The 23,879-nt window shown below is 62.3% G+C and carries 24 protein-coding genes; 9 read left to right on the top strand and 15 right to left on the bottom strand.

Going from position 1 to position 23,879, the window contains the following annotated elements; genetic code table 11:
* Positions 1-20: 20 nt before the first annotated feature.
* The gene (coxB, locus tag FEV16_RS05495; protein ID WP_138166637.1) at positions 21-881 is read right to left on the bottom strand and encodes a cytochrome c oxidase subunit II; all 861 of its coding nucleotides are present in this window, start codon (positions 879-881) and stop codon (positions 21-23) included.
* A gap of 322 nt (positions 882-1,203) precedes the next feature.
* Here coxB and FEV16_RS05500 point away from each other — a divergent pair, with 322 nt between their 5' ends.
* Positions 1,204-1,740 carry an invasion associated locus B family protein gene (locus FEV16_RS05500; protein WP_138166638.1) on the top strand — a complete coding sequence of 179 codons (537 nt, stop codon included), beginning with the start codon at positions 1,204-1,206 and terminating at the stop codon, positions 1,738-1,740.
* Between the two features lie 31 nt (positions 1,741-1,771).
* Positions 1,772-2,371, top strand: a complete 600-nt coding sequence (locus FEV16_RS05505; protein WP_138166639.1) for a hypothetical protein — start codon at positions 1,772-1,774, stop codon at positions 2,369-2,371.
* 15 nt (positions 2,372-2,386) lie between these two features.
* On the opposite strand, the gene FEV16_RS05510 is transcribed toward FEV16_RS05505, so the two are convergent.
* From FEV16_RS05510 to FEV16_RS05530, 5 genes are all read right to left on the bottom strand, one after another.
* Entirely contained in the window at positions 2,387-2,866 is a 480-nt protein-coding gene (locus FEV16_RS05510; protein WP_138166640.1) for an ATP F0F1 synthase subunit B, read from the bottom strand.
* Positions 2,856-3,452 (bottom strand): ATPase, encoded by a 597-nt coding sequence (locus FEV16_RS05515; protein ID WP_246657191.1) that lies wholly within the window; start codon positions 3,450-3,452, stop codon positions 2,856-2,858. The genes FEV16_RS05510 and FEV16_RS05515 overlap by 11 nt, the downstream gene beginning before the upstream one ends.
* 85 nt (positions 3,453-3,537) lie before the next feature.
* The gene (locus FEV16_RS05520) at positions 3,538-3,759 is read right to left on the bottom strand and encodes a F0F1 ATP synthase subunit C (RefSeq protein WP_138166641.1); all 222 of its coding nucleotides are present in this window, start codon (positions 3,757-3,759) and stop codon (positions 3,538-3,540) included.
* A 46-nt stretch (positions 3,760-3,805) separates the two neighbouring features.
* Positions 3,806-4,573, bottom strand: a complete 768-nt coding sequence (locus FEV16_RS05525; protein WP_138166642.1) for a F0F1 ATP synthase subunit A — start codon at positions 4,571-4,573, stop codon at positions 3,806-3,808.
* Positions 4,574-4,632: 59 nt separating this feature from the next.
* Positions 4,633-4,971, bottom strand: coding sequence for an AtpZ/AtpI family protein (locus tag FEV16_RS05530; protein WP_138166643.1), 339 nt, complete (start codon positions 4,969-4,971; stop codon positions 4,633-4,635).
* Positions 4,972-5,292: 321 nt separating this feature from the next.
* Here FEV16_RS05530 and FEV16_RS05535 point away from each other — a divergent pair, with 321 nt between their 5' ends.
* A complete protein-coding gene (locus tag FEV16_RS05535) occupies positions 5,293-5,880 on the top strand; it encodes a CPBP family intramembrane glutamic endopeptidase (RefSeq protein WP_246657192.1) in 588 nt (195 codons plus the stop codon).
* Here the strand turns inward: FEV16_RS05535 and FEV16_RS05540 are convergent.
* From FEV16_RS05540 to smc, 3 genes are all read right to left on the bottom strand, one after another.
* Complete coding sequence (locus FEV16_RS05540) at positions 5,835-6,530, bottom strand: ceramidase domain-containing protein (RefSeq protein ID WP_138166645.1); 696 nt, start codon at positions 6,528-6,530, stop codon at positions 5,835-5,837. The two genes, FEV16_RS05535 and FEV16_RS05540, sit on opposite strands and share 46 nt — an antisense overlap.
* Positions 6,531-6,553: 23 nt before the next feature.
* Positions 6,554-7,600 carry an AI-2E family transporter gene (locus FEV16_RS05545; RefSeq protein WP_138166646.1) on the bottom strand — a complete coding sequence of 349 codons (1,047 nt, stop codon included), beginning with the start codon at positions 7,598-7,600 and terminating at the stop codon, positions 6,554-6,556.
* Positions 7,601-7,730: 130 nt separating this feature from the next.
* Positions 7,731-11,186 carry a chromosome segregation protein SMC gene (smc, locus tag FEV16_RS05550; protein WP_138166647.1) on the bottom strand — a complete coding sequence of 1,152 codons (3,456 nt, stop codon included), beginning with the start codon at positions 11,184-11,186 and terminating at the stop codon, positions 7,731-7,733.
* 309 nt (positions 11,187-11,495) lie between these two features.
* Between smc and FEV16_RS05555 the strand changes: the two genes are divergently transcribed.
* Positions 11,496-12,089, top strand: coding sequence for a gamma-glutamylcyclotransferase (locus tag FEV16_RS05555; RefSeq protein WP_138166648.1), 594 nt, complete (start codon positions 11,496-11,498; stop codon positions 12,087-12,089).
* A gap of 74 nt (positions 12,090-12,163) precedes the next feature.
* On the opposite strand, the gene FEV16_RS05560 is transcribed toward FEV16_RS05555, so the two are convergent.
* Together FEV16_RS05560 and FEV16_RS05565 are read right to left on the bottom strand one after the other, a co-directional pair.
* Complete coding sequence (locus tag FEV16_RS05560) at positions 12,164-12,562, bottom strand: hypothetical protein (RefSeq protein WP_138166649.1); 399 nt, start codon at positions 12,560-12,562, stop codon at positions 12,164-12,166.
* Positions 12,563-12,837: 275 nt separating this feature from the next.
* Positions 12,838-13,770, bottom strand: coding sequence for a glycine--tRNA ligase subunit alpha (locus FEV16_RS05565; protein WP_138166650.1), 933 nt, complete (start codon positions 13,768-13,770; stop codon positions 12,838-12,840).
* Between the two features lie 153 nt (positions 13,771-13,923).
* Between FEV16_RS05565 and FEV16_RS05570 the strand changes: the two genes are divergently transcribed.
* From FEV16_RS05570 to FEV16_RS05580, 3 genes are all read left to right on the top strand, one after another.
* Positions 13,924-15,228 carry a hypothetical protein gene (locus FEV16_RS05570; RefSeq protein ID WP_138166651.1) on the top strand — a complete coding sequence of 435 codons (1,305 nt, stop codon included), beginning with the start codon at positions 13,924-13,926 and terminating at the stop codon, positions 15,226-15,228.
* A 412-nt stretch (positions 15,229-15,640) separates the two neighbouring features.
* The gene (locus FEV16_RS05575) at positions 15,641-16,738 is read left to right on the top strand and encodes a DUF2778 domain-containing protein (RefSeq protein ID WP_138166652.1); all 1,098 of its coding nucleotides are present in this window, start codon (positions 15,641-15,643) and stop codon (positions 16,736-16,738) included.
* Positions 16,739-16,886: 148 nt separating this feature from the next.
* Positions 16,887-18,437: a radical SAM protein gene (locus FEV16_RS05580; RefSeq protein ID WP_138166653.1), complete on the top strand. Its 1,551-nt coding sequence runs from the start codon at positions 16,887-16,889 to the stop codon at positions 18,435-18,437.
* Between the two features lie 144 nt (positions 18,438-18,581).
* On the opposite strand, the gene FEV16_RS05585 is transcribed toward FEV16_RS05580, so the two are convergent.
* On the bottom strand, positions 18,582-19,295 hold the full coding sequence (locus FEV16_RS05585; RefSeq protein ID WP_246657193.1) for a methyltransferase: 714 nt from the start codon (positions 19,293-19,295) through the stop codon (positions 18,582-18,584).
* 145 nt (positions 19,296-19,440) lie between these two features.
* Between FEV16_RS05585 and FEV16_RS05590 the strand changes: the two genes are divergently transcribed.
* Positions 19,441-20,451 carry a polyprenyl synthetase family protein gene (locus tag FEV16_RS05590; protein WP_138166654.1) on the top strand — a complete coding sequence of 337 codons (1,011 nt, stop codon included), beginning with the start codon at positions 19,441-19,443 and terminating at the stop codon, positions 20,449-20,451.
* 150 nt (positions 20,452-20,601) lie between these two features.
* Here the strand turns inward: FEV16_RS05590 and FEV16_RS05595 are convergent, their stop codons facing one another.
* Positions 20,602-20,931, bottom strand: coding sequence for a PsiF family protein (locus FEV16_RS05595; protein ID WP_138166655.1), 330 nt, complete (start codon positions 20,929-20,931; stop codon positions 20,602-20,604).
* 161 nt (positions 20,932-21,092) lie between these two features.
* On the bottom strand, positions 21,093-21,263 hold the full coding sequence (locus tag FEV16_RS16815; RefSeq protein ID WP_171015141.1) for a hypothetical protein: 171 nt from the start codon (positions 21,261-21,263) through the stop codon (positions 21,093-21,095).
* A 155-nt stretch (positions 21,264-21,418) separates the two neighbouring features.
* Between FEV16_RS16815 and FEV16_RS05600 the strand changes: the two genes are divergently transcribed.
* A complete protein-coding gene (locus tag FEV16_RS05600; RefSeq protein WP_138166656.1) occupies positions 21,419-23,548 on the top strand; it encodes a S9 family peptidase in 2,130 nt (709 codons plus the stop codon).
* Here the strand turns inward: FEV16_RS05600 and FEV16_RS05605 are convergent.
* Complete coding sequence (locus FEV16_RS05605) at positions 23,543-23,845, bottom strand: hypothetical protein (RefSeq protein ID WP_138166657.1); 303 nt, start codon at positions 23,843-23,845, stop codon at positions 23,543-23,545. The genes FEV16_RS05600 and FEV16_RS05605 overlap by 6 nt on opposite strands.
* Between the last annotated feature and the right edge of the window lie 34 nt (positions 23,846-23,879).

A 23,879-nucleotide genomic window follows, 5' to 3' on the forward strand; every position in this document is an offset into this window, starting at 1 on the left:
GCGTCTCGTTTCAGCGGTTTTTAGCGGCTTTCTGAAGCGACCCGCACGCGCTGGTCGGCGCCGGCGAACTTCTGCTTCGCCTGCGCAAGCCACTCATTGTATTTTTCGCGAGTCACCGCGCGGATCACGATCGGCATATAGGCGTGATCCTTGCCGCAGATGAAATAGCACTGGCCATAGTAGACGCCTTCCCTGTCGATCTTGAACCAAGTCTGATTCAAACGGCCGGGGATCGCGTCCATACGAACGCCGAACGAGGGGACGCCGAAGGCGTGAATGACGTCGTTCGACGTGATGTGAACGGCGATGACCTCATTGATCGGCACCACGGCCTCATTGTCGACCGTCAGCAGGCGAAGCTCGCCCGGCTGGAGTTCCGATTCCGGCTTGAGCATCTGATCGAAACCAAAGCCGCCGCCCTGATCCTCAGGATATTTATACGACCAGTACCACTGGTTGCCCGTCACTTTGATGGTGACTGACGCCTCCGGCACCTCGACCTGCTCCGCCAGCAGTCGCAGCGAGGGGACCGAAATGAAAAGAAGGATCAGGACCGGAATGAGCGTCCAGATGATTTCGAGCGGCGTATTGTGCGTCAGCTTCGACGGAATGGGGTTCGCGTGCTCGTTGAAGCGATAGGCGACATAGATCAGCAGGCCCAGAACGAAGAGCGCGATGAACGAAATGATCGGCATCAGCACCATGTTGTAGAGCTGCTGCGTCCCCAGGCCGACCGGCGTCACCATATTTGGAAGGCCTAGGCCGCCAGGGACCGGCTGCCCGTTTTCCTGCGCAAGGGCGAAACCGGCGCACAAGGTTACAGGGAGCGCCACAGCGGCCGCCAATGCGCCGCGCGTCATCACTCGATTGACGTTAAACATCAAAGCCGCCTTTCGAACCCTCGCCAGCCAGCGTTGTTCTTTTTGTGATTTCCGCGCGCAGCCCGCCCAAAGCCCGCCCCGCTCGGTAGTCGGCAGGTTCAACCACAAACCGTCGATCCGCGCAATTGTTGCAACGCCAAATTCTACAGACAAATCGTCGCGTCAAAGCCCTTGCCAAACAATGCGGCGCGCGCGCCAGCGATCTTGACAGCTAAAGTTCATTTGATAGGCAAACGCTTGGCGCGCCTGACAGCGCGGCGTGACTGCGACTTTCTTCGCGCGGACTGATCGAAACGGGGCGGCGGCGCCTCCAGGAGACCCGATGAATCGATTACGCGTCGCAAAATTTAGGCGCCTGTTGCGACATCACGTCGCGGCGTCGGGATCGGCGATTTTCCTCGCGCTCAGCGCGGCCTCTGGTCATGCGCAAGCTGCCGCCGCCAAAGCCAAATTCGGCGATTGGGAACTGCGCTGCGAAACGCCCGCAGGAGCCGCGACAGAACAATGCGCGCTAATCCAAAGCGTCGTCGCCGAGGATAAGAGCAACATCAGCCTCGTCGTCGTCGTCTTAAAGACGAGCGACGGCAAGAGCCGGCTGCTGCGCGTGATCGCGCCGCTCGGCGTGCTGTTGCCTAATGGGCTTGGCTTGAAGATTGATCAAACCGACATCGGACGCGCCGGCTTCGTCAAATGCCTGCCGACGGGCTGCGTCGCAGAGGTGACGATGGATGACAAACTCATCGATCAATTGAAGAACGGCAAAATCGCCACCTTCATCATCCATCAGGTTCCGGACGAAGGCATCGGCCTGCCGCTGACTCTGCAGGGATTCAAGGATGGATACGCGAAACTGCCGTAAAATTTGCGCAATGCGCCCGACGAGCGCGCCCATGAAGACTTTCGCGCGCAGCCTGGCGATCGCGCTCTCCACATCGATCGCGCTTACGCCCGTCGCCGTCGCGGCTTTCGAATTGCCGAAGCTTCATGTGCCCGGCATTTTGGGCGGCGGCGAGCAGAAGGAAGGCCAACCGGCGCCGCCCGGCGCGACTCCAGACTGTCCCGAAGTTTTCATCGACAGCGGCGCAGCCATGCTGCGGTCCCCGCCAGACGCCGACGGCGCAAACGTCCGCTATCAGCTTTCGCTTGGCGAGACGGCGCGCGAATGCGTCATCGAGGGTGATCGCTTAATGATTCGCGTTGGAGTCGAAGGTTCGGCCGTGCTCGGCGCGCTTGGCCAGCCCGGCGCCTATGGCGCCAATCTGCGCGTGGCGATCCGCCGCCAGAAAGACGACACGCTTGTCGCCTCGAAGGTCTACCGCGTCAACGCGTCGATCCCGAATGGGGGAACGCGCGGCGAGTTTCAGGTGATCGCCGATCCGTTCACCGTGCCGGTGATGAGCCAGCGCGCGCAGGACGATTACGAAATCCTCGTCGGCTTCACTCAAGGCGCAGAAAAGCCGGTCGCCGAGAAAAAGCGCCGGGGCGGCTAGCCGCCCCGCCCGCGATCAGTGCGCGAGAGACTTCAGCTCTTTAATACCCTCAGCGACGAAATCCTTGCCCTTGACCACGCCGCTCGAGAGCGCCCGCTCCGCGATTTTCACAGCAGCGTCGGCGGCGGCGGCGCGCACCTCGGCTGAGGCCTGGGCTTCCGCCTGGGCGATCTTCTGCTCGACCTGCTTGACGCTGCGCGCCATGAATTCATCGAGCCTGCGACGGCCCTCCGCAGCGATCAGCTCCGCCTCGTCCTTCGCCTGCGCGACAATGGATTTGGCCTCAGCTTCGGCCTCAGCCCGCTTCTGCTCGAAGGAAGCGAGGAGCGCCTCAGCTTCGTGGCGAAGGCGCTCAGCCTCAGCGAGCTCGCCCTTGATGCGGTTGATGCGCGCGTCGATGAGAGCGGCAAACTTCGAGTGCGCGCCGACCCAAAGCAGCACGAGGACGAAGATCGTGAAGCCGACCGCGACATAGAATTCCGCGTCAAAATGCATTGAGCGCCTCCTTAGCGGGCGACGACGTCGCGTCAATCTCGGAGATCGCGCTCTTGTCTACTTTTGCGCCGGTCAGCTTTTCGACGATTGCGGCGGCGGCCTCCTCGGCGATCTGCTCGACATTGGCCAGAGCCTTCGCCTTTGCGCTCGCGATGCGCTCGTCGGCGGCCCGGATCTTCTCCGCCGCCTGCGATTCGGCGATCGTGCGCTGTTTCGCGGTCTCCCCGGCAATCTTGTTTTGCGCCTCGCGGCCGATGGCTTGCGCCTCTTCGCGCCGGCGACGAAGATTTTCGTCATTGGCGGCCGCGGCGGCTTGCGCCTTCGACTGCATCTCGCGCGCCGCGCCAAGATCGGAAGCGATCTTTGCGCCGCGGTTCTCGATGATGCCGCCGACGCGCGGAAGGGCGATGCGCGACATCAGCACGTAAAGCAGGCCGAAGATGACGACGAGCCAGAAGATCTGCGGCGCGAAATTTTCCGTCTGGAAGGGCGGAAAGGCGCCCTCATGATGCGCCTCGCCGGCGCCGACAGTCTCGTGCGTCGTCTGCTCGCCCTCGGCGGCGAAAGCGGAAGAGATGATCGCCATGGACATCATTCCAAGTCTCAAGACTAGGCCGCACGGCGGCCGCGCTGGAAGAAAGCGTCCGGCCCCGAGGGCCGGACGCGCAACGTCACGCCTTCAGGAACAGCAGGATTGCGATCAGAAAGGCGAAGATGCCCAGACCTTCGGCAAGCGCCGCGCCAATGATGGCGTTGGTGAACTGGGAGGCCGCCGCCGACGGGTTGCGAAGCGCCCCGTTGACGAAATTGCCGAAGATGATGCCGACGCCGATCGCCGCCGCGCCAGTGCCGATCGCCGCGAGTCCGGCGCCGACGAGTTGCATTTCTGCCATTTCTTACTCCTGCTGAATTGGGGCGACGTTTATTGTTCGATCTTTATCAGTGGCCCGGGTGAATTGCGTCGTTGAGATAGACGCATGTGAGAACGGCGAAGACGAAGGCCTGCAGACAGGCGACAAGCAGTTCGAGCGCATAGAGCGCGACGATCGCGAGCAGCGGCACCGGCGCGAGCGCCGCCCAGACGCCGGCGCCAAGCAGCATCATCACGAAGCCGCCGAACACGGCGAGCGTGATGTGGCCCGCAAGAATATTGGCGAAGAGACGGACGGAGAGCGACACCGGCCGCGACAGGAAGGAGATGATCTCGATCGGCACCAGCACGACGAGCACGGGCAAGGGCACGCCATGCGGGACGAAAAGGTTGAGAAAGCCGAAGCCGTGGCGATAAAGGCCGTAAACGACGACGAGCGAAATCACCACCGCGGCGAAAGCGAAGGTGACCACGATCTGGCTCGTCACCGAATAAGTATAGGGAACAAGCCCGATCAGATTGGCGATGAGGATGAAGGAGAAGAGCGTGAAGACGAAGGGGAAGAACTTCATCCCTTCCGTCCCGGCGGTCTGACGCACCATGCCGGCGACGAATTCATAGAGCATCTCGGCCATCGCCTGGACCCGGCCCGGCACGATCGCCTTCTTCGAGGTCGCAAGGATCATCAAAGCGACAACGCCGAGCGCGGCAAGCAGCATGAACAGCGAGGCGTTGGTGAAGGACGTCTCGATGCCGCTGATTTCGAAAGGCCACAGCCGATGCAGCTCGAATTGCTCGATAGGATTGGGCTTTGCGGCTGCTTCTTCCGGATTCATCGCTCTTTTCCGGACGTCGCCGCCCGGCCCCGCTTCAAGCGCTGCAACGCGCCTTTGTTCTACTCTTCGCCCGGCGCTTTCGGCTTCGCCACGCGATAGACGTTCCAAAATCCCGCCGCGACGCCCAGTCCCAGCATGACGACCAGAAGCCATGGCGCCGTGCCAAGCCACTTGTCCGCCTGCCAGCCGATGACGGCGCTGACCAATACCGCCCCAACGAATTCGGAGAAAGCGTTGAGGCCGATGCGCATGGCGCTCGTGAAGCCTTTGCGCTCCTCCGTCCGCGGCGCCGCTTCGGCGGCCTGCTCTTCATCGACCTTGCGCAAGGCCGCATTGAGCTTTTCCAGCCGCGCGTTAAGCGCTGCGCGCTCCGCGTCTTCCTCTGCCTCGTCGCTCATCGGCGTTCTCCGCCTCGCATATTGCGGAATGCGCAAAATTTAACGATGGCGCGACGCCGCGCGACGGGAAAGTCGAACCGTTCGGGAGACGGCGCGAAACTCTCGGCTTGCGGCCAATCCTTTCGAGCCGCGCGCAACATATTTGCGGGCCTTCATTTAGTCAAGACGAGGCTCACGCAGCTATCTCATTGTGATTATTTGAATTTGTTCAGCATGCGACCATCTGCTGCCCGATACGGCGCCGCGGCGCGTCAATTGACGGCATTCGAGCGCGCGGAACTGTGACAGCGTCATATTTGTTACGCTTTTATGACGCTTAAAATGCGAACCTGGGCGCCGTTGATCGCCTTCCTGCTATTGCTACTCGCCCCGAGTCTGGCGATACGTAGCGGCGCGCTGTCGTTCAATTTCCGCTTCGAAGCGCTGCTCATCGTTTCTGGCCTTTGCCTCGCCGCCTGCGTGCTCGGCGGCTATTCCTTCGCTGAACTCGGCCTCGGCGCGCCCAGAGGCGCTCGCGCATGGCTGATCTGCGGCGCGCTGACCTGCCTTCTGCTGGCGGCGATCGTCGTCGAGGCGCAGTTTTTGAGTCATCCGCATTCGCCGCCGAATTGGATCGCCTTCGCGCCCTTTTATGTGCTCGTGTCGAGCCCGTGTCAGGAGGTCGTCTGCCGCTCGATCCCCAAGCTGATCGCCGACCGGCTGCACATGAGCGGGCGGAATTACGTCCTGTTCTCGTCTGCGGTCTTTTCGCTGATGCATGCCCCCTATGGCGATCCCGTCCTGCTCGCCAACACTTTTCTCGCGGGAGTCGCCTGGAGCACGGCCTATCTCTTCACGCGCAACGTGTGGCCGTTGACCGCCTCTCACGCCGCGGTCGGCTCATTCGCCTTTTGGATCGGTCTCGCCTGATCATCGCGACGGGGTCCGGCGAGGATCGCCGCGCGCAGCAGCAGCCACAGAACGCAAGCGTTGAGCATGTGCCACAGGAGATGCGCGCCGAGCGGAAAAGCCGGACAGATGGCGCGATCGATCGTTCGAAAGAAGAGCGAGATTGCGAAGAGAAGCGCAGCGGCTCCAAGCGTACGCGCAGTCTCTCGCTGCCCGTCCCGCGACCAAAGCAGCGCGGCGAAGATCAATAAAGCGCCAAACGCCGACAGATAGCCGACCGAACCGTTCAGCGCGTCGACAGTCGTTGCGAAAAACGAGAAGGCGGCGAAGGCGAGCGTGATCGCTGTCGCGACAGCCGTCGATAGACGGAAGAAGCGGCGAAGCGCCAGTAGGAAATAGCCGTAGATGAAGACCGCAATCGGAACGACGTCGAGCAGCATCGCGCCGCGCGTCGCCACCGTGTGGAAGACGAAGCTGCCGACGCCGACAGACGCCGTGACGATGATCAGCGCGAGCGCGGGATAGTCGGCGCCGCCCCGCCGTCGCCAAAGGTTGAAGGCCGCCGCGGCCGCGATCACGAAAGCGAAATTGCTCAGCGCATTCGCCGGCTCCGCCCAGAAGGCCGAACTCTGTCTCTCGCAATAATCGATCACCGGCGCGCGCCAATCCATGTGTGACTCTTGCAATCCGATTGCTACGGCTCGACGACGCCTGGCGTTGCAGCGCTTGTCGCAGGCTCCCCTGGCAGCGGCGTCCGCTCGCCGAGCGTATCGCGCAAATAGAGCTTGATGACGGCAACGTAGATGATGACCGTCAAGGGCGCGGCGAAGATCGTGGCGCCAAGGCCAAAGAGCGTTCCGAATGTCGCGATCGAAATGAGCATCAGCGCCGGCGGCACGCGCACCAATTGCCGCTGAATGAGCGGCATGATCATGTTGCCGTCGAGTTGATGAATGGCGAGGTAGGCAAGGATCGTCCAGAGCATCGCATATGGGCCGATCGTCGCCGCGACTGCCACAGACGGAAAGATCGCCAGGATCGGCCCGATATAGGGAATGAATTCCGAAAGCCCCGAGATGGCGCCGAGCGCGAAGGGCGACGGCAGGCCGATAAGCCAAACCGCCACTCCCGCCATGACGCCCACCGTCACCATTTCGATCATCTGACCGAGCAGCCAGCGTCGCAGCGCTGTGGCGACATGACCGAGCGTTTCGCGCGCTTCATGGCGGTAGCGGCGAGCAAACAGCCGCGTAAAGCCTTCGCTGTAGAGCGCCGGCTCGCTCGCAAGAAAGACGCCGGCAAAAAAGGCGACAAGCGCGCCAAGAACGGCCTCGACGCTGATGGTGAACGAACGTCCGATCAGACCCGACAGCGAAATATTTTCGCTGAAGGATTTCGGCAGATAGTCGGACAGTCCCGACCGGCTGATCGCGAGCGATATGGAATCCGCCGTCTCCTCCGCGCTGCGCAGCACGTCGTGAAACTCCGACGCCATTGTGCGGCCGAAGAGGTAAAAGGTCGCGCCGATGATTGACGCGATCAGCACACCCGAAAACGCGAGCGCCAAACCGCGCGGCAGTCGGAGCTTGAGGAATGGCGTCGCGACGAGATGAATAAGCGTCGCCACGAGCACAGCGCCGATCGCCAGAACGATGACGTTGAAAAGCAGCCAGACGAGAAACGGCGCGAGCGCAATGGCGACGAAGATCGCCGAGCGCAGAACGAATTCGCTTCTGGTCATTCAAGCTTCGCCAAATTACGCGCCGACGCGCCCAGCGGAGGCGTGAGCGTCCCCGTCTGCGACATTTAGGGCGGATGCAGCGCCAGAGCGCTCGCGTATGTCAGATCAGATTGAGATCGGTCTCGAACCGTCAACTCGCCAGAGCGAATTTTTCCGCCTGCTCAAGATCGACGGAGACGAGCTGCGAGATGCCGCGCTCGGCTTGCGTGACGCCGAAGAGCCGGTCCATACGCGCCATGGTGATCGGATTATGCGTGATGGTGACGAAGCGCGTGTCGGTCTTCTTGCGCATTTCTTCCAGAAGATCGCAGAACCGCTCGACATTGTTGTCGTCGAGCGGCGCGTCGACCTCGTCGAGCACGCAGATCGGCGCAGGATTGGTGAGGAACACCGCGAAGATGAGCGACATGGCGGTCAACGCCTGTTCGCCGCCCGAGAGCAGCGTCATCGTCGTCGGCTTCTTGCCGGGCGGGCGCGCAAGAATGTCGAGACCGGCCTCGAGCGGATCGTCGCTTTCGACAAGCTGCAATTCCGCCGAGCCGCCGTCGAAGAGCAGCGTGAACAGCTCCTTGAAATGCTCGTTCACCTTGTCGAAGGCGGCGAGCATGCGCTCGCGGCCCTCTTTGTTCAGGCTGGCGATCGCGGCGCGCAATTTCTTGATCGCCTCTGAGAGATCGTCGCGCTCGGCGATCATTTTCTCGCGCTGCGCCTCGACCTCAATGAGTTCGTCCTCGGCGCGCAGATTGACGGCGCCGAGCCGCTCGCGATCGGCGCGCAGATTTTCGAGCCGGCGTTCGATGTCGGCGATCTCGGGCAGATCGTCGCCGTCTTTGACTTGGGCGAGTTCGGCGAGCGCCTGCGGCGTCGATTCGAGATCATGCGCGATGGCGCGCTCGACGTCGGCGACGCGCTGACGCGCCGCTTCCAGCTGCGCTTCGCTGCGCGCCATGTCTTCGCGCGCGGCGCTCATCGCTTCAAGCGCCGCGCGGGCGGCGCGATCGGCCTCGGCGAGACGCGTTTCAGCGCTGGCCCGCGCATCGGAGGCGTCGCGGCGCGCGGCCTCGGCCTCTTCGAGCGCGTTCATCAGCGCGCGGCGCTGACCGATGAAGGCGTCGGGCGCGTCGCTTAAGCGCGCATGTTCCTCTTGCGCCGTCGCCAGCCGCTCTTCCAGCTCGCCGATGCGGTCCTGGGCGCGGTCGCGACGCTGCGCCCATGACGAGAGTTCACGCGCAATGGCCGACAGCCTAGCCGCGCGCGCGGCTCTTTCGTGACGAAGCGAAGCGAGCGCCGCGCGCGCCTCGCCGGCCTGTGCGCGCTCGGCTGTCGCGCGGCCGCGCAAATTCTCCAAAGCGCCGGCGAGAAAAGCGGGCTCTTCGAGTTCGTCGAGCGCGTGCGTCACGCTCGCGCGCTTCTGCGCCGCCTCGTCGCGATTAGCGAGCGTCTGCGCCTTTGCTTCCTGAAGCGCGGAAAGCCGCTGGGCGATCTGCGCCTGACGGCGCTCCGCCGTCGAATGGCGCTCGCGCGCTTCCTCCATTTGAGCGCGGGCGCGGCGCTGGGCGTCGCGGGCCTCGGCGTCGGCTTCCGCGGCCTGACGCGCAGCCTCGCGCGCGGCGTTCAGCTCTTCGCCGAGCGCTTCGGCAGTTTCGCGCGCGGCGGCGGCCTCGACGCGCAGATCGGCGAGACGGTTCTTTTCGGCGAGGCGACGCGCGGCGGCGGTCGGCGCCTCGGCGGCCTGAGTAAAGCCGTCCCAGCGCCAGAGATCTCCCTCTTTGGAGACCAGCCGCTGGCCAGGCTTTAACAGCTTGCGCAGGCTTTCGCCCTCGGCGCGCAGCACGACGCCGATCTGCGCGAGACGACGGCGCAGCGCCGGCGGCGCATCGACAAGCGCGCCCAGCGCGCGCACGCCATTCGGCAAGTCAGGGTCGCCCTCGCTGGACGTCACCAACCAATGCGCCGGAGCCGAATCATCGGCCGAGGCGTCGAGATCGTCGCCGAGCGCGGCGCCGAGCGCGGTCTCGTAACCTTTCTCGACCGTCATGCTCTCGACGACCGGGGCCCAGAGGCCGCCGGCGTCCGTTTGCAGCAGATGTTCGAGCGTGCGGGTCTCGGTCTCGAGCCGCTGGGCGCGCAGCGCCGCTCGCTCCAAGGGCGCTCGGGCGACGGTCTCGGCCTCGCGCGCGTCGCGATAGGCGGCCTCGGCCTCATGCGCCGTTTCCTCGGCGCCGCGCGCGTCCTGCGCGGCCTGTTCGAAAGCCTGCGCGAGTCGCTCGACCTCTTCGGCGCCGCCGCCCTGCCCGGCGATCAGCGCGAATTCCGTCTCGATGCGGGTCAGCTCCGCCTCGAAACGCGCGACGCGCTGATTTTCGTCGCGCAGCGCCCCCTCAAGCGCGGCGCGCTTGGCGTTGACGCCGGCGAGTTGCTCCTGCGCGCTCGACAGCTCGGCCTCGGTCGCGGCGAGAGCCGTCTCGATCTCGGCAAGCCGCGACTGCGCCTCGGCTTCGCGATTTGCGTCGCGCGCGTCGTCGCCCTGAAGCTCTTCCCGCTCGTCCTCAAGCCGCTGCGCAACCTCAGCCGCGTCCTGAATCAGCGCACGCTCACGTTCGAGATCGCGGCCGAATTGTTCGATATGGCGCTGAAGTTCGGCGATTCGCTCCTTGGCGCGCTGCTCGTCAGCCTCAAGCGCCTGACGCGCGACGACGAGTCGATGCAGCGCCGCGCCAGCCTCGGCCTCCTTCTCACGCAGCGGCGGCAGCTCATGCGCGGCGACGGCCTGAAACTTCGCCGCCTCGGCCTGCTCCAGCGTGCGTTCCTGCACGCTGCCGCGGCTCGCGTCGAGCTTCTCCGCCGCCGCCTGCAACTGTTCGGCGGCGAGCTGATAGCCGAGCAGCGCGGCGAGCGCTTCGTTCTTGCGGATCTGCGCCGCAAGCCCGCGGTAACGCGCGGCCTGCCGGGCCTGGCGCTTGAGGCTGTCGGCCTGGCTGTCGACCTGCTTCAGCACGTCTTCGAGGCGCGTGAGATTTTCGGAAGCCGCGTTGAGCCGCAGCTCAGCCTCATGCCTGCGGGAATGCAAGCCAGCAACGCCGGCGGCGTCTTCAAGGATGCGGCGGCGCGCCTGCGGCTTCGCCGAAATGATCTCGCCGATCTGACCCTGGCGGACGAGCGAGGGCGAGCGCGCGCCGGTGGCGGCGTCGGCGAAGAGAATCTGCACGTCGCGGGCGCGCACCTCGCGGCCGTTGATCCGATAGGTCGAGCCCTGCTCACGCTCGATTCGGCGCGTCACTTCGATCGAATCGGAATCGTTGAACGCCGCCGGCGCGGTGCGCATCGAATTGTCGAGAACAAGGCCGACTTCGGCAAGATTGCGCGCCGGGCGTGAGCCGCCGCCAGAGAAAATCACGTCGTCCATGCCGGACGCGCGCATGTTCTTGTATGAGTTCTCGCCCATCACCCAGCGCAGCGCCTCGACGAGATTCGACTTGCCGCAGCCGTTGGGGCCGACAACGCCGGTCAGGCCCGGCTCGATGAGGAAATCGGTCGGTTCGCAGAAGCTCTTGAAGCCCAGAAGGCGCAGGCGCTCGAATTTCATTGCTTAAGAAGACCGCCACAAACTGCAGGGGAAAGCAAGAAAACCGACGCGATATGTTGTGGGAAGGCCCCGCTGAAGGTCTCTCACGAGACCGCTCGGCGCGAGAGAGCCTTCGAATCACATTTTTAATTGCATCGCAGAAATGCGGCGGAAAAAATAGAAAGATGCAGTCATATGAACATTGGGGCGAAGGTTTCCTCGTGCTTCGAGACGGCGGCTACGCCGCCTCCTCAGCATGAGGGCGAAGGGAATTGTCCCGCACGTTCCAACTCTGCCCCTCTAACCGGATCGCGAGTTCCAAGGCGAAGAATGGGTTCAGCCAGTCCGCGGGACAAAGATTTCTGGGTGTTCGGCTACGGGTCGCTGATGTGGCGGCCGGGGTTCGACTTCATGGATAGCGCGCTCGCCTGGGTGCATGGCTATCACCGCGCGCTCTGCATCTTTTCGCATGTCCATCGCGGCACGCCGGAACGGCCGGGGCTCGTGCTCGGATTGGATCGCGGCGGCTGCTGCCAGGGCGTCGCCTTCAAGGTCGCGGCGCGCGACCGCGATAAAACGATTCGCTATCTGCGCGAACGCGAACTGGTCACTTCCGTCTATCTCGAAAAAACACTCGGCGTGCGATTCGCCGACGGCGGCTGCGCCAAGGCCCTCGCCTATGTCGTCGACCGCACGCATATCCAATACGCTGGGCGGCTGCCGGAAGACGAGATGATTCGCCTTATCGCCGAAGGCGTCGGCCTCAATGGCGACAATCCTGCCTATGTGCGCAACACATACGAACATCTGCTGCGGCTCGACATTCATGACGCCGAGCTTGCCGAGATCGTCCGCCGGCTCGATCACGATTCGTGCAGAACCGCGGCGACTGGCGGCGCCGGCGACGAGCCGACGCCGCTATGACGCGACGCTTTACTCAACGCTACTGCGCAAATACGCGCGCGACGCAACGCTACGCCACTGACAGGTCCGCCGGATCAGTTGAGCAGCGACGCCGATAAATCGCGCAGTGTCGTGGCGTCGGCGCAAAAATGCACATGCCATTCGGCGACGCCGAGCTCCTGCGCGGTCTTACGCAGCGCGTGGCGATCGCCCGGCGCACGCTCCTGCGCGAGAAAGACGCAAACTGGCCTACTCGTCGCGCCTTCGCGCGCGACGCCGATGACGACGCCATTCGTCACGTCGGCGATGAAAGAATCTTCGCCCGACTGAAACACCGAACAGACATAGCGGCGGCCCGAAGCGCCACGCCAGGCAAAGAACCGATGACGCAGCGAATCGGTCGCTGCGAGCGATTGAAGCGCCTCGCCGCGCGCCGTGGTCTCGCCGAAGGTCTTGCAAGAGACGCTGAAAGTCGGGTGACGAAACTGATACATGACTCGATCCGCCGCATCCATAGCCAAACACAGAACATGACTAGAACGAAACAGGCACATAGTCAAGTTGCGCGCGCCCGTCCATATCCTTTGGGTTCCTGGCAAAAGACAGGACTGGCGCGCGCAGCGCCGCTACTCGCCAACGGCGCGAGACGGTTGCCCGTCTCGCACACTGTTATGCATGGCTACGATCTTGGAAGATGTGCGCCAACGCGCATGACGAACGCTTTACTCCTTTAGGAAGTGGGCGCCGTCTGAAGATTTCGCAAGCGCGGCTATCCGTTGGCGCCGCCGCCAGCCGTGCGCAACCAGGCCGCGCCGCAGGCTTTCGCGAGTTCGCGCACGCGTAAGATATAGCTCTGGCGCTCGGTGACCGAGATCACGCCGCGCGCGTCGAGAAGATTGAAGGCGTGGCTCGCCTTGATGCATTGGTCATAGGCCGGCAGCGCCATGAGATGCATCGCGTCGCCGGAGCCCGCGCCTAAATGCAACAGCCGCTCGCATTCGACTTCAGCGTCCTTGAAATCCTCAAAAAGTTTCGACGTGTCGGCGGCCTCAAAGTTGTGGCGCGAATATTCCTGCTCGGCCTGCAGGAAGACGTCGGCGTAAGTGACTTTCTCGTCGCCTTCGCGGCCGTTGAAATTTAATTCCATGATGCTGTCGACGCCCTGCAGATAGCAGGCTAGACGCTCGAGCCCATAGGTGAGTTCGCCGGCGACCGGCGCGCATTCGAAGCCTGCGACCTGCTGGAAGTAAGTGAATTGCGAGACCTCCATGCCGTCGCACCAGCATTCCCACCCTAACCCCCAGGCGCCGAGCGTCGGGCTTTCCCAATCGTCCTCGACGAAGCGGATGTCATGGAGCTTGGGATCGACGCCGATCGCCGCGAGCGAGGCGAGATACAATTCCTGCAGATCGGGCGGCGATGGTTTGAGGATCACCTGGAACTGATAATAGTGCTGCAGGCGATTGGGGTTTTCGCCATAGCGCCCGTCCTTGGGGCGCCGGCAGGGCTGCGCATAGGCCGCGCGCCAGGGTTTCGGGCCGAGCGCGCGCAGAGTCGTCGCCGGATGAAAGGTCGCCGCGCCCATCTCCATGTCATAGGGCTGCAGGATGACGCAGCCCTGCGCCGCCCAGAAGTTTTGCAGGGTGAGAATGAGGCCCTGGAAGGAGCGGATCGGCGAGAGATGCGGAAGATCGGGGAGCATGGAGGTCCTGAGTGGCGGGTGGAACCTAAACAGGCTGCGCCATCTGGTCAACAACGACTTGATTTGAACCGAGTTTACTTGCCATAACAACTGTGCTAAACGCATAAGGCCACTGATTATAAACAATTAGCTACAAGCCACAGAGAGTTTCCTTTGTCGAATACGATTGACGAGGTATTTGGACTTAATAGAGATATCACGTTGAATTATGTAACGAGGGACGGCGTCGATAAGAAATTCATAGAAAGCCTCTTTCTCAATCAACATGTCGTAATTTACAGCAGCGCAAAGCAAGGCAAGACTTCGCTCCGCAAGAAATATCTCGGGGATGCGGATTGCATCGTCGTGTCATGTCAAAACACATGGACTCTCGTCGAATTGCACGCTTCCATTCTGAAGGAAGCAGGATTTGATGTCGGTCAGTCGGCAGAAAAAACTGCCTCTGGCGCCGTCAAGCTGGTCGCGAGAGCCGCCGAAGCTCCTATTCAAGCGGAAAATTCAGACGAAGCGGGGTTCGGGCGCCAAAGAACGTCGCCAGAGAAGCAATTTTGGCATGCGCTTGAACTTGATCCCAATGATCCAAACGATATCATAAACGCGCTACGAGAAATCGCGTTCGATCGGCTGATCGTTCTCGAAGATTTTCATTATCTTCCCGACGACACGCAGAAGACTTTCGCCTTCGCTTTGAAAATATTTCACGAGAAATCTAGAATCACGTTCATCATCATTGGCGCTTGGCGCGAAGAAAACCGGCTTGTAGGACTGAATGGCGACCTGATCAATCGAGTTATTTCAATTGATGTAGACACATGGAAATACGAGAGCATCAATGAATTAATCGACGCCGGCGCTTATCTGTTGAACGTTACGATTGATGAGGTTTTTCGTCGGGAATTGCTGCGCTGGAGTTTTGGGAGCATTCATATCGTCCGAGAGGCTTGCCGCCGAGTTTGTCGAGTGAGCGGACTGAATGAAACTCACTCTGACAGAAAACCTCGCAACATCGGTTCGACTGTCGACGCCTCTTCAATAGTCGCACAAATTGCCTCGGAGCAGTCCGGCCGGTACAGAAGGTTTCTGACCGAGTTCGCTAATGTTTTCCAAACTGAGTTCGAGATGCCGAAGTGGATCATTTATGCAATATTGTGCAGCTCATTAGCTCAACTGAAAGACGGGCTGCCGCTTCGTCGAATTTCTGCAATTATCAGGGCGAAGCACCCAAAGCGGAAAGACCTTAGCAACGCGCATATTATACATGATCTCAGCGCGGTCTCGTCGCTCCAAATCAAGCTTGGCATGAGGCCGCTCGTCGTTGATTACGACGCGGCAAGAACGAGCCTCGATATTATCGACAAAGCCTTCCTGATTTGGCTCGCGATTCAGAACATCCGAGAGCTTATGGATGACCTTGGGCTGCCAGAGCCTTTAGACTCGAAGGTCCTCGAGACAATTTAGTGTCGCCGCCATTGGGTTGGCGACTGAGCGCTGGCGCAAATGTCGCGGAGCGCCGATCGGCCGAGCGCCCTTCTCCCCTTTCAAAATGGTTTGAACCGGCGAAGGCTTCGCCGCCGATCTGACCTGCGGCGCCGCGTCAATTTTGGCGGCGAAGCCGGGGCAAGCTTCGCCACGCCGCCGCGCGGCGCATCACGAAATCCGGCATTTTCAAAGCCTTAACTATTCGCCTTTACCGTCAGCGCTGACATGAATTCGCCCTAAAGCAGCCAAAGCAAGGTCGTTTAGTTCTGTTGAGAATATGCGTGGGGCAGCCGCCACGGTTCCGGCGTTCGCCGCAGTCTAGCGCACTTTCGCGCAATGACGGCGAAGTTCAGGGCCCTGAAGCGGAAGTGCAGTTCGGAGGTAGGGGCGGATGATGCAAGGAATCGGTGCGCCAATCGATTTCAATTCTTTCGATCGCGGCATTTATTCTCACAAAAGCTCGTCTCATCTTGTCGTCGCCGGCATAGCGCTCGTCGCGAGCTTGTCGGCGGGGTTCTGGGCGCTGTCGCAGCGCGCGACCCCTCAATCCGAGATCGCTGCGGCGCCTGCCGCCGCGCCCTCTGCGCAAAGCGCCTTTGGCGCGCAAAATCCCTATGGCGCCATTGTCGGCCTCGGCGGACGCCCGCAATCTCTCGCGCTTTCAGAAACAATGCGCGGCGCGCTCGACGCCAGCATCGCGCCTGCGGCGCACACGCCGTTAGCCGCGGTCCCTGTGCGCCAGGACGTCGACGAGATGCAGATGGCCGCCGCGCCGACTGAGAGCGTCGAAGAGGCGGAAGTCGCGCCGCTGCCGCCCCGCCGGCCCGTGGAACTCTCCGTCGCCGATCGTGGCCTTTATGAAGGCTCGCTGCAGCGCATGGCCCGCACCAGCGTCGTGCCGGCGTCGCCCGCCGATAATCGCTCGATCTTCGATAAAGTCTTTGGCCTCGGCGACGCAGCGCAAGAGGCGCGTCAGCAGCAACAACCGAAGGGACAGGCGCTCGCCTATGCGGCGCCTGATGGTGGGACGCTCTCAGATCTCAAATCCGGCATCCTCGGCGGCGTGAGCGGCGCGGCCGGCGCGGCCGTTGGACCTGTGGCGCGCTACGACCGCTATACCGCCGTCTACGACATTTCGGCGCATACCGTTTATTTGCCCGACGGCAAAAAACTCGAAGCGCATTCCGGCCTGCGCGAACATCTCGACGATCCGCGCTTTGTCCATCTGCGCATGCGCGGCGCGACGCCGCCGCATGTCTATGATCTCTCGCCGCGCGAAGCGCTGTTCCATGGCGTCCAGGCGCTGCGCCTGACGCCGATCGGCGGCGAAGGCGCCATCTTCGGCCGCGCCGGCCTTCTCGCGCACACCTATATGCTCGGACCGAACGGCGATTCGAACGGCTGCGTGTCGTTCCGCGACTATCAGGCTTTCCTGCGCGCCTATAAGAACGGCGAAATCCGCCGGCTCGCGGTCGTCGCCCATCTCTAAGCGCTTATTCTTACGCGCGAAAAAGCGGCCCTGCAGGGCCGCTTTTTTATTGGCTTGGGGCAAATTCGCGCAGTTTGGAATGACGACAAGTTCTTGTCGGGGCGCCGAAGATCAATTAGCGTGCGCGCTTACAGCTTGAGGGGTTTGCATGACCGTTTCGATGTATCTCATCAATCCTGCCGGCGACTTTCCGACTTATTTCGGCGGCGAGGCCCTGGCGGCCTCGGGCGTCCCGGGCGGGGTCATGATGGCGGACCTCGCCACCGCCACCGTCGCGGCGCTCGCCCCCAAGGATTTCGAGGTGGAACTCTGCGAAGAGCAGATCGAACCGGTGAATTTCGACCATCCCGCGGACTGGATCGCGATCACCGGCAAGGTCAGCCAGCGCGGTCGCATGATCGCCATCGCCGACGAGTTCCGCCGTCGCGGCAAGAAGGTCATTATCGGCGGGCCTTATGCGAGCCTCTCGCCGGACCGGCTGCGCGATCACTGCGACGTGCTGGTGAGCGGCGAGACTGAGGAAATCGCGGCCGAAATTTTCTCTGATCTTCGCGCCGGCAAGCCGAAGGCCAGCTACATCGGCGACAAGCCGTCGCTCGCCTCGTCGCCACTCCCGCGGTGGGATCTCTATCGCAACGACCGCGCGATTCTCGGCGCCGTGCAGACTTCGCGCGGATGTCCGTTCGAATGCGAATTCTGCGACGTCATCCAATATCTCGGTCGCAAGCAGCGTCATAAGCCGATCGAAAATGTCATCGCCGAAATCGACGCGCTGTGGAATGCGGGCTATCGCACGACCTTCCTCGCCGACGACAATTTCACCGCCTATCGCGCGCACTGCAAGGAGCTGCTTGCGGCGATGGCGCATTGGCGCCGCGATCGTCCGATGGAGTTCGTCACGCAAATCTCCATCGACGCGACGCGCGACGAGGAGCTGCTCGACATGTGCGTCGCGGCCGGACTGACTCAGGTCTTTGTCGGCATCGAGACGCCCAACATCGAAAGCCTGCGCGAGACCGGCAAGCGACAGAATTTGAAGATCAGCCTTGTCGACGAAATCCAGAAGCTCGTCGATCACGGCATGTCGGTGATGGGCGGCATGATCGTCGGCTTCGACCACGACGGACCGAACGTCTTCGCCCAGCAATATGATTTCGCCATGGCGACGCCGATTCCGATCTTCAGCCTCGGCGCGCTGATGGCGTCGGAAGCGACGCCGCTCTTCGACCGCATCACCCGCGAAGGCCGGCTGATCACCGGCGGCGTCGAGACCCAGGCCGTGCCGTGGAGCTCCAACATCCAGTGCCAGACGATGAGCATGGAGGAGCTGCATGACGGCATGCAGAATCTCTGCAACGCGCTCTACGCGCCGGCCGCCTTCGGCGAGCGCATGCTGAACATGATCAAGACTTTCGGACGCCATCGCAAAGGGCCGGCGCCGCAGCCCTTCGACCCCAAATCGCTGCGCGAGGTCGAACAGCAGGCGATGCAGGTCGGCATGGACGTGCGCAAGATGGGCGAAGCGGAAGGCCGCATGTGGAACAAGGTCTGGGGCGCCGCCGTGCGCAAGCCCGAGACCATCACCATCGTCGCGCGCATCATGTTCCAATATGCGCAGGCGCGGCACATGTTCGACAAGGGCAATTATTGGGAGCCGCAGCTCTCGAGCCCGCCGATCGCGCCACAGCGCGCAGCGTAACCCGTTATCAAGCACGGAAGCGCGTCGTGGGCTTCCTCATCCTGAGGAGCGAGCGAAGCTCGCGTCTCGGACTTGCCCAAGATCGAGAACGGCGCCTCAGGATGAGGGCGAGGACTGCAGCGCAGTGGTCCCCTGATAACGCCGTCAAACAGCTATCGCGGGGAGAATCGACAGAGGCGCTTTCGAGCCCTTGACGCCGCGCAGAAGAATGCGCGTCGCCGGCGCGTCGGCGCGCGTGTGAATGGGCTGGATCGACACGCCTCCTATCCTTCCCTCGACAGCCGCGAGACATTCGGCGAGCGCATCGGCGCGATGAATCATTACGAAGATTCCGCCAGGCGCGAGCAGCGCAAGACAGGCGCGCGTCCAATCGGCAAGCGGCGCGCTGGCGACATGGGCGCGCGCCTTGGCGGCGTCGGGCGTCACGCGCACCTTGCCCGCGTCATGAAATGGGGGATTGGTAAGAACGAGCGCGGCGGTTTCATCGACGAGTCCCGCCGCGCGGCGTGACTTCGCTGAAAGTACGTCGGCCTCATACGCCATCACACGACTATCGAGATGATTTGCGGCGGCATTCTCGCGCGCCAGCGCGCAAGACTCACGGTCGATCTCGACAAGGCCGACGCTCGCGCCCGTTGCGCGCAACGCCGCCATCAATCCGGCCGCGCCCGCTCCGGCGCCAATATCGAGAATGAGCCCCTGCTGATCTTGAGGCGTCGCGGCGGCGAGCAGCACGGCGTCCGTGCCGGCGCGGTGGCCGGCGGCGCTTTGACGCAGGCGCAAGCGTCCGTCGAGAAAGCCGTCAAACTCTGCGCTGCTGTCTGTCATTGCCATGAGAACTACCACGGCCGACTGCATTTACGCCTCGCCGTTGTGGGGAGGCGCCCAAAGCAAGACGTCCGCAATTTCTCAGATGGACGGAACGCGAACGTTTCCGTTGACTTGCCGCCTCCATCCCAAAGCCGTAAGTTCGCGCGGCAAAACGAAGGCTTAAGGGGGGTCCGTGGGTATCGTCATTCCGCTCGAGGAGAAAAAGGACGCGGGCCTCGACAGCCTCCTCGAACTCATCAAGCCAGACCTGGAGCGCACCAATCAGCTGATCATCCAGCGCATGGGCTCTGACGTCACGACGATTCCCGAAGTCGCCAATCATCTCATTTCCGCCGGCGGCAAGCGTTTGCGGCCGATGCTCGTTCTCGCGACCGCCGGCATGTGCGGCTACAAGGGCGACGGACATTTGAAATTCGCCGCCGGCATTGAATTCATGCATACCGCGACGCTGCTCCATGACGACGTCGTCGATGAGAGCGATATGCGCCGCGGCAAGATCGCCGCGCGCATGCTGTGGGGCAATCAGACCTGCGTGCTTGTCGGCGACTTTCTTCTCGGCCACGCCTTCAAAATGATGGTCGAGCCCGGCGTCATCGCGCCGCTCACCGTCGTCTCGCAAGCGGCCGCGGTGATTGCCGAAGGCGAGATCATGCAGCTCAACGCCGCGAAAGACACAACGACGACCGAGGACGCCTATATGGGCGTCATCCGCCGTAAAACCGCAGAGCTCTTCGCTGCGGCGGCCGAAGTCGGCGTGATGCTCGGCGGCAAGCCGAAGGCCGATGAAGCCGCGGCGCGTAGCTATGGCATGAATCTCGGCATCGCGTTCCAGCTCATCGACGATGCGCTCGACTATGGCGGTTCCTCAGCCAAGCTCGGCAAGAATGTTGGCGACGACTTCCGCGAGGGAAAGATCACGCTCCCCGTGGTGCTCGCCTTTCGTCGCGGCAATGAGAAAGAGCGCGAGTTCTGGCGGCGCACGCTGGAGAAGGGCGAGATCAAGGACGGCGACGTCGAGACCGCCTGCGGACTGATGAAGAAGCACAAGGCGCTCGACGACACGATCGAGCGCGCGACGCATTACGGCGCCATCGCCCGCGACGCGATGGAGATTTTTCCAGCCTCCGAGTGGAAAAGCGCGCTGCTGGAAGTCGTCGACTTTTGCATCGATCGCGTCTACTAGAGCGCTTCCCGATCACATCAAATCATGTGATCGATAAGGAATCGCTCAAGATCAAAACGTTGGAGCAGGTTCTCATCGAAAAAGTCTGTCAACTTTTTCGGAACCTGCTCTAACGCGCCGCCGGCCGCACGAAGCGACCGGCGGATTTCGTCATCCCTTCAGACACTCCGACTTAAACTGCTTGCGCTCCTTGCCGTGGAGTCCTTTGGCGTCGGCTTGCGTGCGGCAGTCCTTTTCCTTCTCCGCATGCGTCTTCGCCGCAGGCGCAATGCTTGCAGGCTGCGCAGCAGCGGCAGGCGCTTCAGCGCTGGGCGCGGGCGCTACTGCGGGCGCGGCCTTCGGCGCAATCTCGGCGGGCGGCGCCCAGGTCGTCGGAACGGCGGAGGCGGGCGCAGCCGTCTTCTGCTCCGCAAACGCAGCGCCGAAGGAGAGGCTGGCGCAAAGCACGCCAGCAGCAATGCATTTCCTGTTCGTAAACATTTACGTTTCTTCTAGTTTTGAGGCGCGCCGCAGCGCCCGCGTTTATCCGTCGCGGCGCGACTCATCACGCGCAAGCGCGCATGCGCCGTCGACCGCGTCTCGAGCTTAAGCGATTTATGACAGTTTGTCTTTGACGCAGCGCAGCAGGGCTAAAAATGCATCTAACGCCGCCACCAGACATAGACCGCGACGCCCGCGACGAAGCTCGAATAGACAATCTTCCACGCAAGCCGGCGCGGCGTGGACGCGCGGCGCACAGGAGCGGCGCTGGCGCGGAAGTTCCTTCGCTCGCTGATGGAAACCGGATTGAGGGCAGCGTGAGAGTAACGCATGATCGCTCCTCAGCAGAAAGTGGAGAGCACATTTGGCGCAAGGCTAAGTCACGAAAGATTTACAAATTGCTTCGGATTCCAATCCTCCCGACAGATTTCTGTGCTGCGCTGCAAGCAGTGATAAAACCATTCAACGACAATCGGCGGAGGATGACATGGCCCGCAACAAGCCATCGGATTGGCGATTCGATCTCGCAGGCGCGGCGCCGCCGGCCGCAGCGCAACGCCACACGCGCAGAGTCATCCATGGCCGCGTGCTCGACGATCCGTACGAATGGCTTGCCGCAAAAAACTGGCGCGAAGTGCTGCGCGATCCCGACGCTCTTCCCGCCGACATCGCCAAACTGATCAAAGAGGAAAACGCCAATTGCGATCGCGTCATGGCGCCGCTCAAAGATCTGCGGAAGACGCTCGTCGCCGAGATGCGCGGACGCATCAAAGAGGACGACAGCGACGTTCCGGAGCCTGACGGACCTTTCGCCTATTACGAGCGCTTCCACCCCGGCGCGGAACATCCGCGTTACTGCCGAACGCCGCGTGAAGGCGGCGCCGAAACAATCCTTCTCGACGGCGATGCGCTCGCTAAGGGTCACGAGTTCTTCGACATCGGCGATGCGGCGCATGCGCCCGATCACGCGCAACTCGCCTGGAGCGTCGACGACGCTGGCTCGGAGCTTTACGATATTCGAACGCGCGCGCTCGGCGACGGCCTCGACCGCGCCGACGTCGTGAGCGACAGCGACGGCACAATCGTCTGGCGCGCCGATTCAAAAGCCTATTACTATGTGCTGGTAGACGAGAACCATCGCACCTCGCAGATCTTCCGCCACGAGATCGGAACTGATCCCGCCGACGATACGCTCGTCATCGAGGAATTGGACAGCGCCTGGTTTGTCGGCCTGGGCGAAAGCCATTGCAGCCGCTTCGCGATCGTGTCGATCCACGGTCACGACGCCACGGAATGCTGGCTCATCGATCTTCGTGAAGAAAATCCCACGCCGCGCATCGTCGCGCCACGCGAACCGCGCCTGCGCTACGACGTCGAGCCGCATGGCGACCTCATTTTTATTCGCAACAGCGCGGACGGCGCCGACGATTTCCGCATTTCAGTCGCGCCGCTTGCAGAACCAGGCCGCGAAAACTGGAAGGATGTCGTCCACCATCGCCAAGGCGCGATGATCGACTATTTCACCGTTTATGCGCGCCATCTTGTTTGGCTGCTTCGCGAAGACTCCCTTCCGAAAATCGTCGTCCGCGCGCTCTTGAGCGGCGATGAACACGCGATCCATTTCGAAGAAGAAGCCTATGCGCTTTCGATCGATCCGGGTCTTGAATTCGACACCGACATTTTACGCTTCGTCTATTCGTCGATGACGACGCCCGACGAAACCTATGACTACGACATGACGACGCGCACGCGCATCTTGCGCAAGCGCCAGGAGATTCCATCGGGACATGACCCCAAGAATTATGTCACGCGACGGCTGTTCGCGACGGCGCGCGATGGCGAAAGCGTGCCGATCACGCTCCTGCACCGCGCCGATTTTTCGCCGGGCGGCGAGGGAGCGCCGCTGCTGCTCTACGGCTATGGCGCCTATGGCTATGCGCTCTCTGCAAGCTTCAACGAAGACATCCTATCGCTCGTCGATCGAGGCTTCGTCTACGCGCGCGCCCATATTCGCGGCGGAACGGATAAGGGCTGGCGCTGGTACGAAGACGGCAAGCTTGAGAAAAAGCAAAATAGCTTCTCAGACTTCATCGATTGCGCGCGTCATCTCGTCTCGAGCGCCTATACGCATGAAGGCGCCATCGTCGCGCAGGGCGGATCAGCAGGCGGACTGCTGATGGGCGCTGTCGCCAACGAGGCGCCGGAGCTTTTCGCCGGGATCATCGCGAGCGTGCCCTTTGTCGATACGCTCAACACGATGCTGCGCGACGATCTGCCACTGACGCCGCCCGAATGGCTGGAATGGGGAAACCCTATCGCCAGCGTCGAAGCTTATGATCGTCTCGCGTCCTACTCGCCATACGACAATGTGCGCCGGCAATACTATCCGCCGATCCTCGCCGTCGGCGGAGTCGCCGATCCTCGGGTGACCTATTGGGAGCCGCTCAAATGGGTTGCGAAGCTGCGCGCGAAAATGAGCGGCGGCGGACCCATTTTGCTATTCACGCATATGGGCGCCGGCCACGCCGGCGCCTCCGGCCGTTTCGAGTCGCTTGAAGACACGGCGCTCGAATACGCCTTCGCGCTCGCCTGCGTCGCACCTAAACTGACGCTATGAGGTTGGCCCTTTTTTCCGGCGAATTTCTTGGGGCGGAAGCCATTCCTGGCCGCTTTGCGTCCCTTTCTTGCCCTCAACGGCCGGCGCGCCGGCGGAGGTTCCGCTCGGACCGGGGAGGCCGCTTGGATTGGCCTCCACCGCGCTGGGATTATCTTTCTGCACGGCGCCCGATGGCTCAACAGGGGTGCCCGCTGCTGGTCCGGACGTCACGCCTTGATCCTGCTGCTCTTCGGCCAACGCCGCTGGCGCCAGAAAGGCTAAGGCGAGACTTACCATGACGGCGAATCTTTTCTTCATATCCAACTCCCTGCGGCGGACGCGCGCGTGACGC

Origin of the sequence: Methylocystis sp. B8 (assembly GCF_005771425.1) — a bacterium.
Taxonomy (GTDB): Bacteria; Pseudomonadota; Alphaproteobacteria; order Rhizobiales; family Beijerinckiaceae; genus Methylocystis.

Bases quoted from the DNA above. Each gene is read 5' to 3' on its own strand.
- FEV16_RS05560 (WP_138166649.1), bottom strand. From the start codon at position 12,562: ATGTATCAGTTTCGTCACCCGACTTTCAGCGTCTCTTGCAAGACCTTC.
- FEV16_RS05525 (WP_138166642.1), bottom strand. From the start codon at position 4,573: ATGAATCCGGAAGAAGCAGCCGCAAAGCCCAATCCTATCGAGCAATTC.
- FEV16_RS05505 (WP_138166639.1), top strand. From the start codon at position 1,772: ATGAAGACTTTCGCGCGCAGCCTGGCGATCGCGCTCTCCACATCGATC.
- FEV16_RS05500 (WP_138166638.1), top strand. From the start codon at position 1,204: ATGAATCGATTACGCGTCGCAAAATTTAGGCGCCTGTTGCGACATCAC.
- FEV16_RS05595 (WP_138166655.1), bottom strand. From the start codon at position 20,931: ATGTTTACGAACAGGAAATGCATTGCTGCTGGCGTGCTTTGCGCCAGC.
- smc (WP_138166647.1), bottom strand. From the start codon at position 11,186: ATGAAATTCGAGCGCCTGCGCCTTCTGGGCTTCAAGAGCTTCTGCGAA.
- FEV16_RS05530 (WP_138166643.1), bottom strand. From the start codon at position 4,971: ATGAGCGACGAGGCAGAGGAAGACGCGGAGCGCGCAGCGCTTAACGCG.
- FEV16_RS05585 (WP_246657193.1), bottom strand. From the start codon at position 19,295: ATGCAGTCGGCCGTGGTAGTTCTCATGGCAATGACAGACAGCAGCGCA.
- FEV16_RS05565 (WP_138166650.1), bottom strand. From the start codon at position 13,770: ATGCTCCCCGATCTTCCGCATCTCTCGCCGATCCGCTCCTTCCAGGGC.
- FEV16_RS05520 (WP_138166641.1), bottom strand. From the start codon at position 3,759: ATGGCAGAAATGCAACTCGTCGGCGCCGGACTCGCGGCGATCGGCACT.
- FEV16_RS05580 (WP_138166653.1), top strand. From the start codon at position 16,887: ATGACCGTTTCGATGTATCTCATCAATCCTGCCGGCGACTTTCCGACT.
- FEV16_RS05515 (WP_246657191.1), bottom strand. From the start codon at position 3,452: ATGGCGATCATCTCTTCCGCTTTCGCCGCCGAGGGCGAGCAGACGACG.
- FEV16_RS16815 (WP_171015141.1), bottom strand. From the start codon at position 21,263: ATGCGTTACTCTCACGCTGCCCTCAATCCGGTTTCCATCAGCGAGCGA.
- FEV16_RS05535 (WP_246657192.1), top strand. From the start codon at position 5,293: ATGCGAACCTGGGCGCCGTTGATCGCCTTCCTGCTATTGCTACTCGCC.
- coxB (WP_138166637.1), bottom strand. From the start codon at position 881: ATGTTTAACGTCAATCGAGTGATGACGCGCGGCGCATTGGCGGCCGCT.
- FEV16_RS05510 (WP_138166640.1), bottom strand. From the start codon at position 2,866: ATGCATTTTGACGCGGAATTCTATGTCGCGGTCGGCTTCACGATCTTC.
- FEV16_RS05600 (WP_138166656.1), top strand. From the start codon at position 21,419: ATGGCCCGCAACAAGCCATCGGATTGGCGATTCGATCTCGCAGGCGCG.
- FEV16_RS05555 (WP_138166648.1), top strand. From the start codon at position 11,496: ATGGGTTCAGCCAGTCCGCGGGACAAAGATTTCTGGGTGTTCGGCTAC.
- FEV16_RS05540 (WP_138166645.1), bottom strand. From the start codon at position 6,530: ATGGATTGGCGCGCGCCGGTGATCGATTATTGCGAGAGACAGAGTTCG.
- FEV16_RS05575 (WP_138166652.1), top strand. From the start codon at position 15,641: ATGATGCAAGGAATCGGTGCGCCAATCGATTTCAATTCTTTCGATCGC.
- FEV16_RS05545 (WP_138166646.1), bottom strand. From the start codon at position 7,600: ATGACCAGAAGCGAATTCGTTCTGCGCTCGGCGATCTTCGTCGCCATT.
- FEV16_RS05605 (WP_138166657.1), bottom strand. From the start codon at position 23,845: ATGAAGAAAAGATTCGCCGTCATGGTAAGTCTCGCCTTAGCCTTTCTG.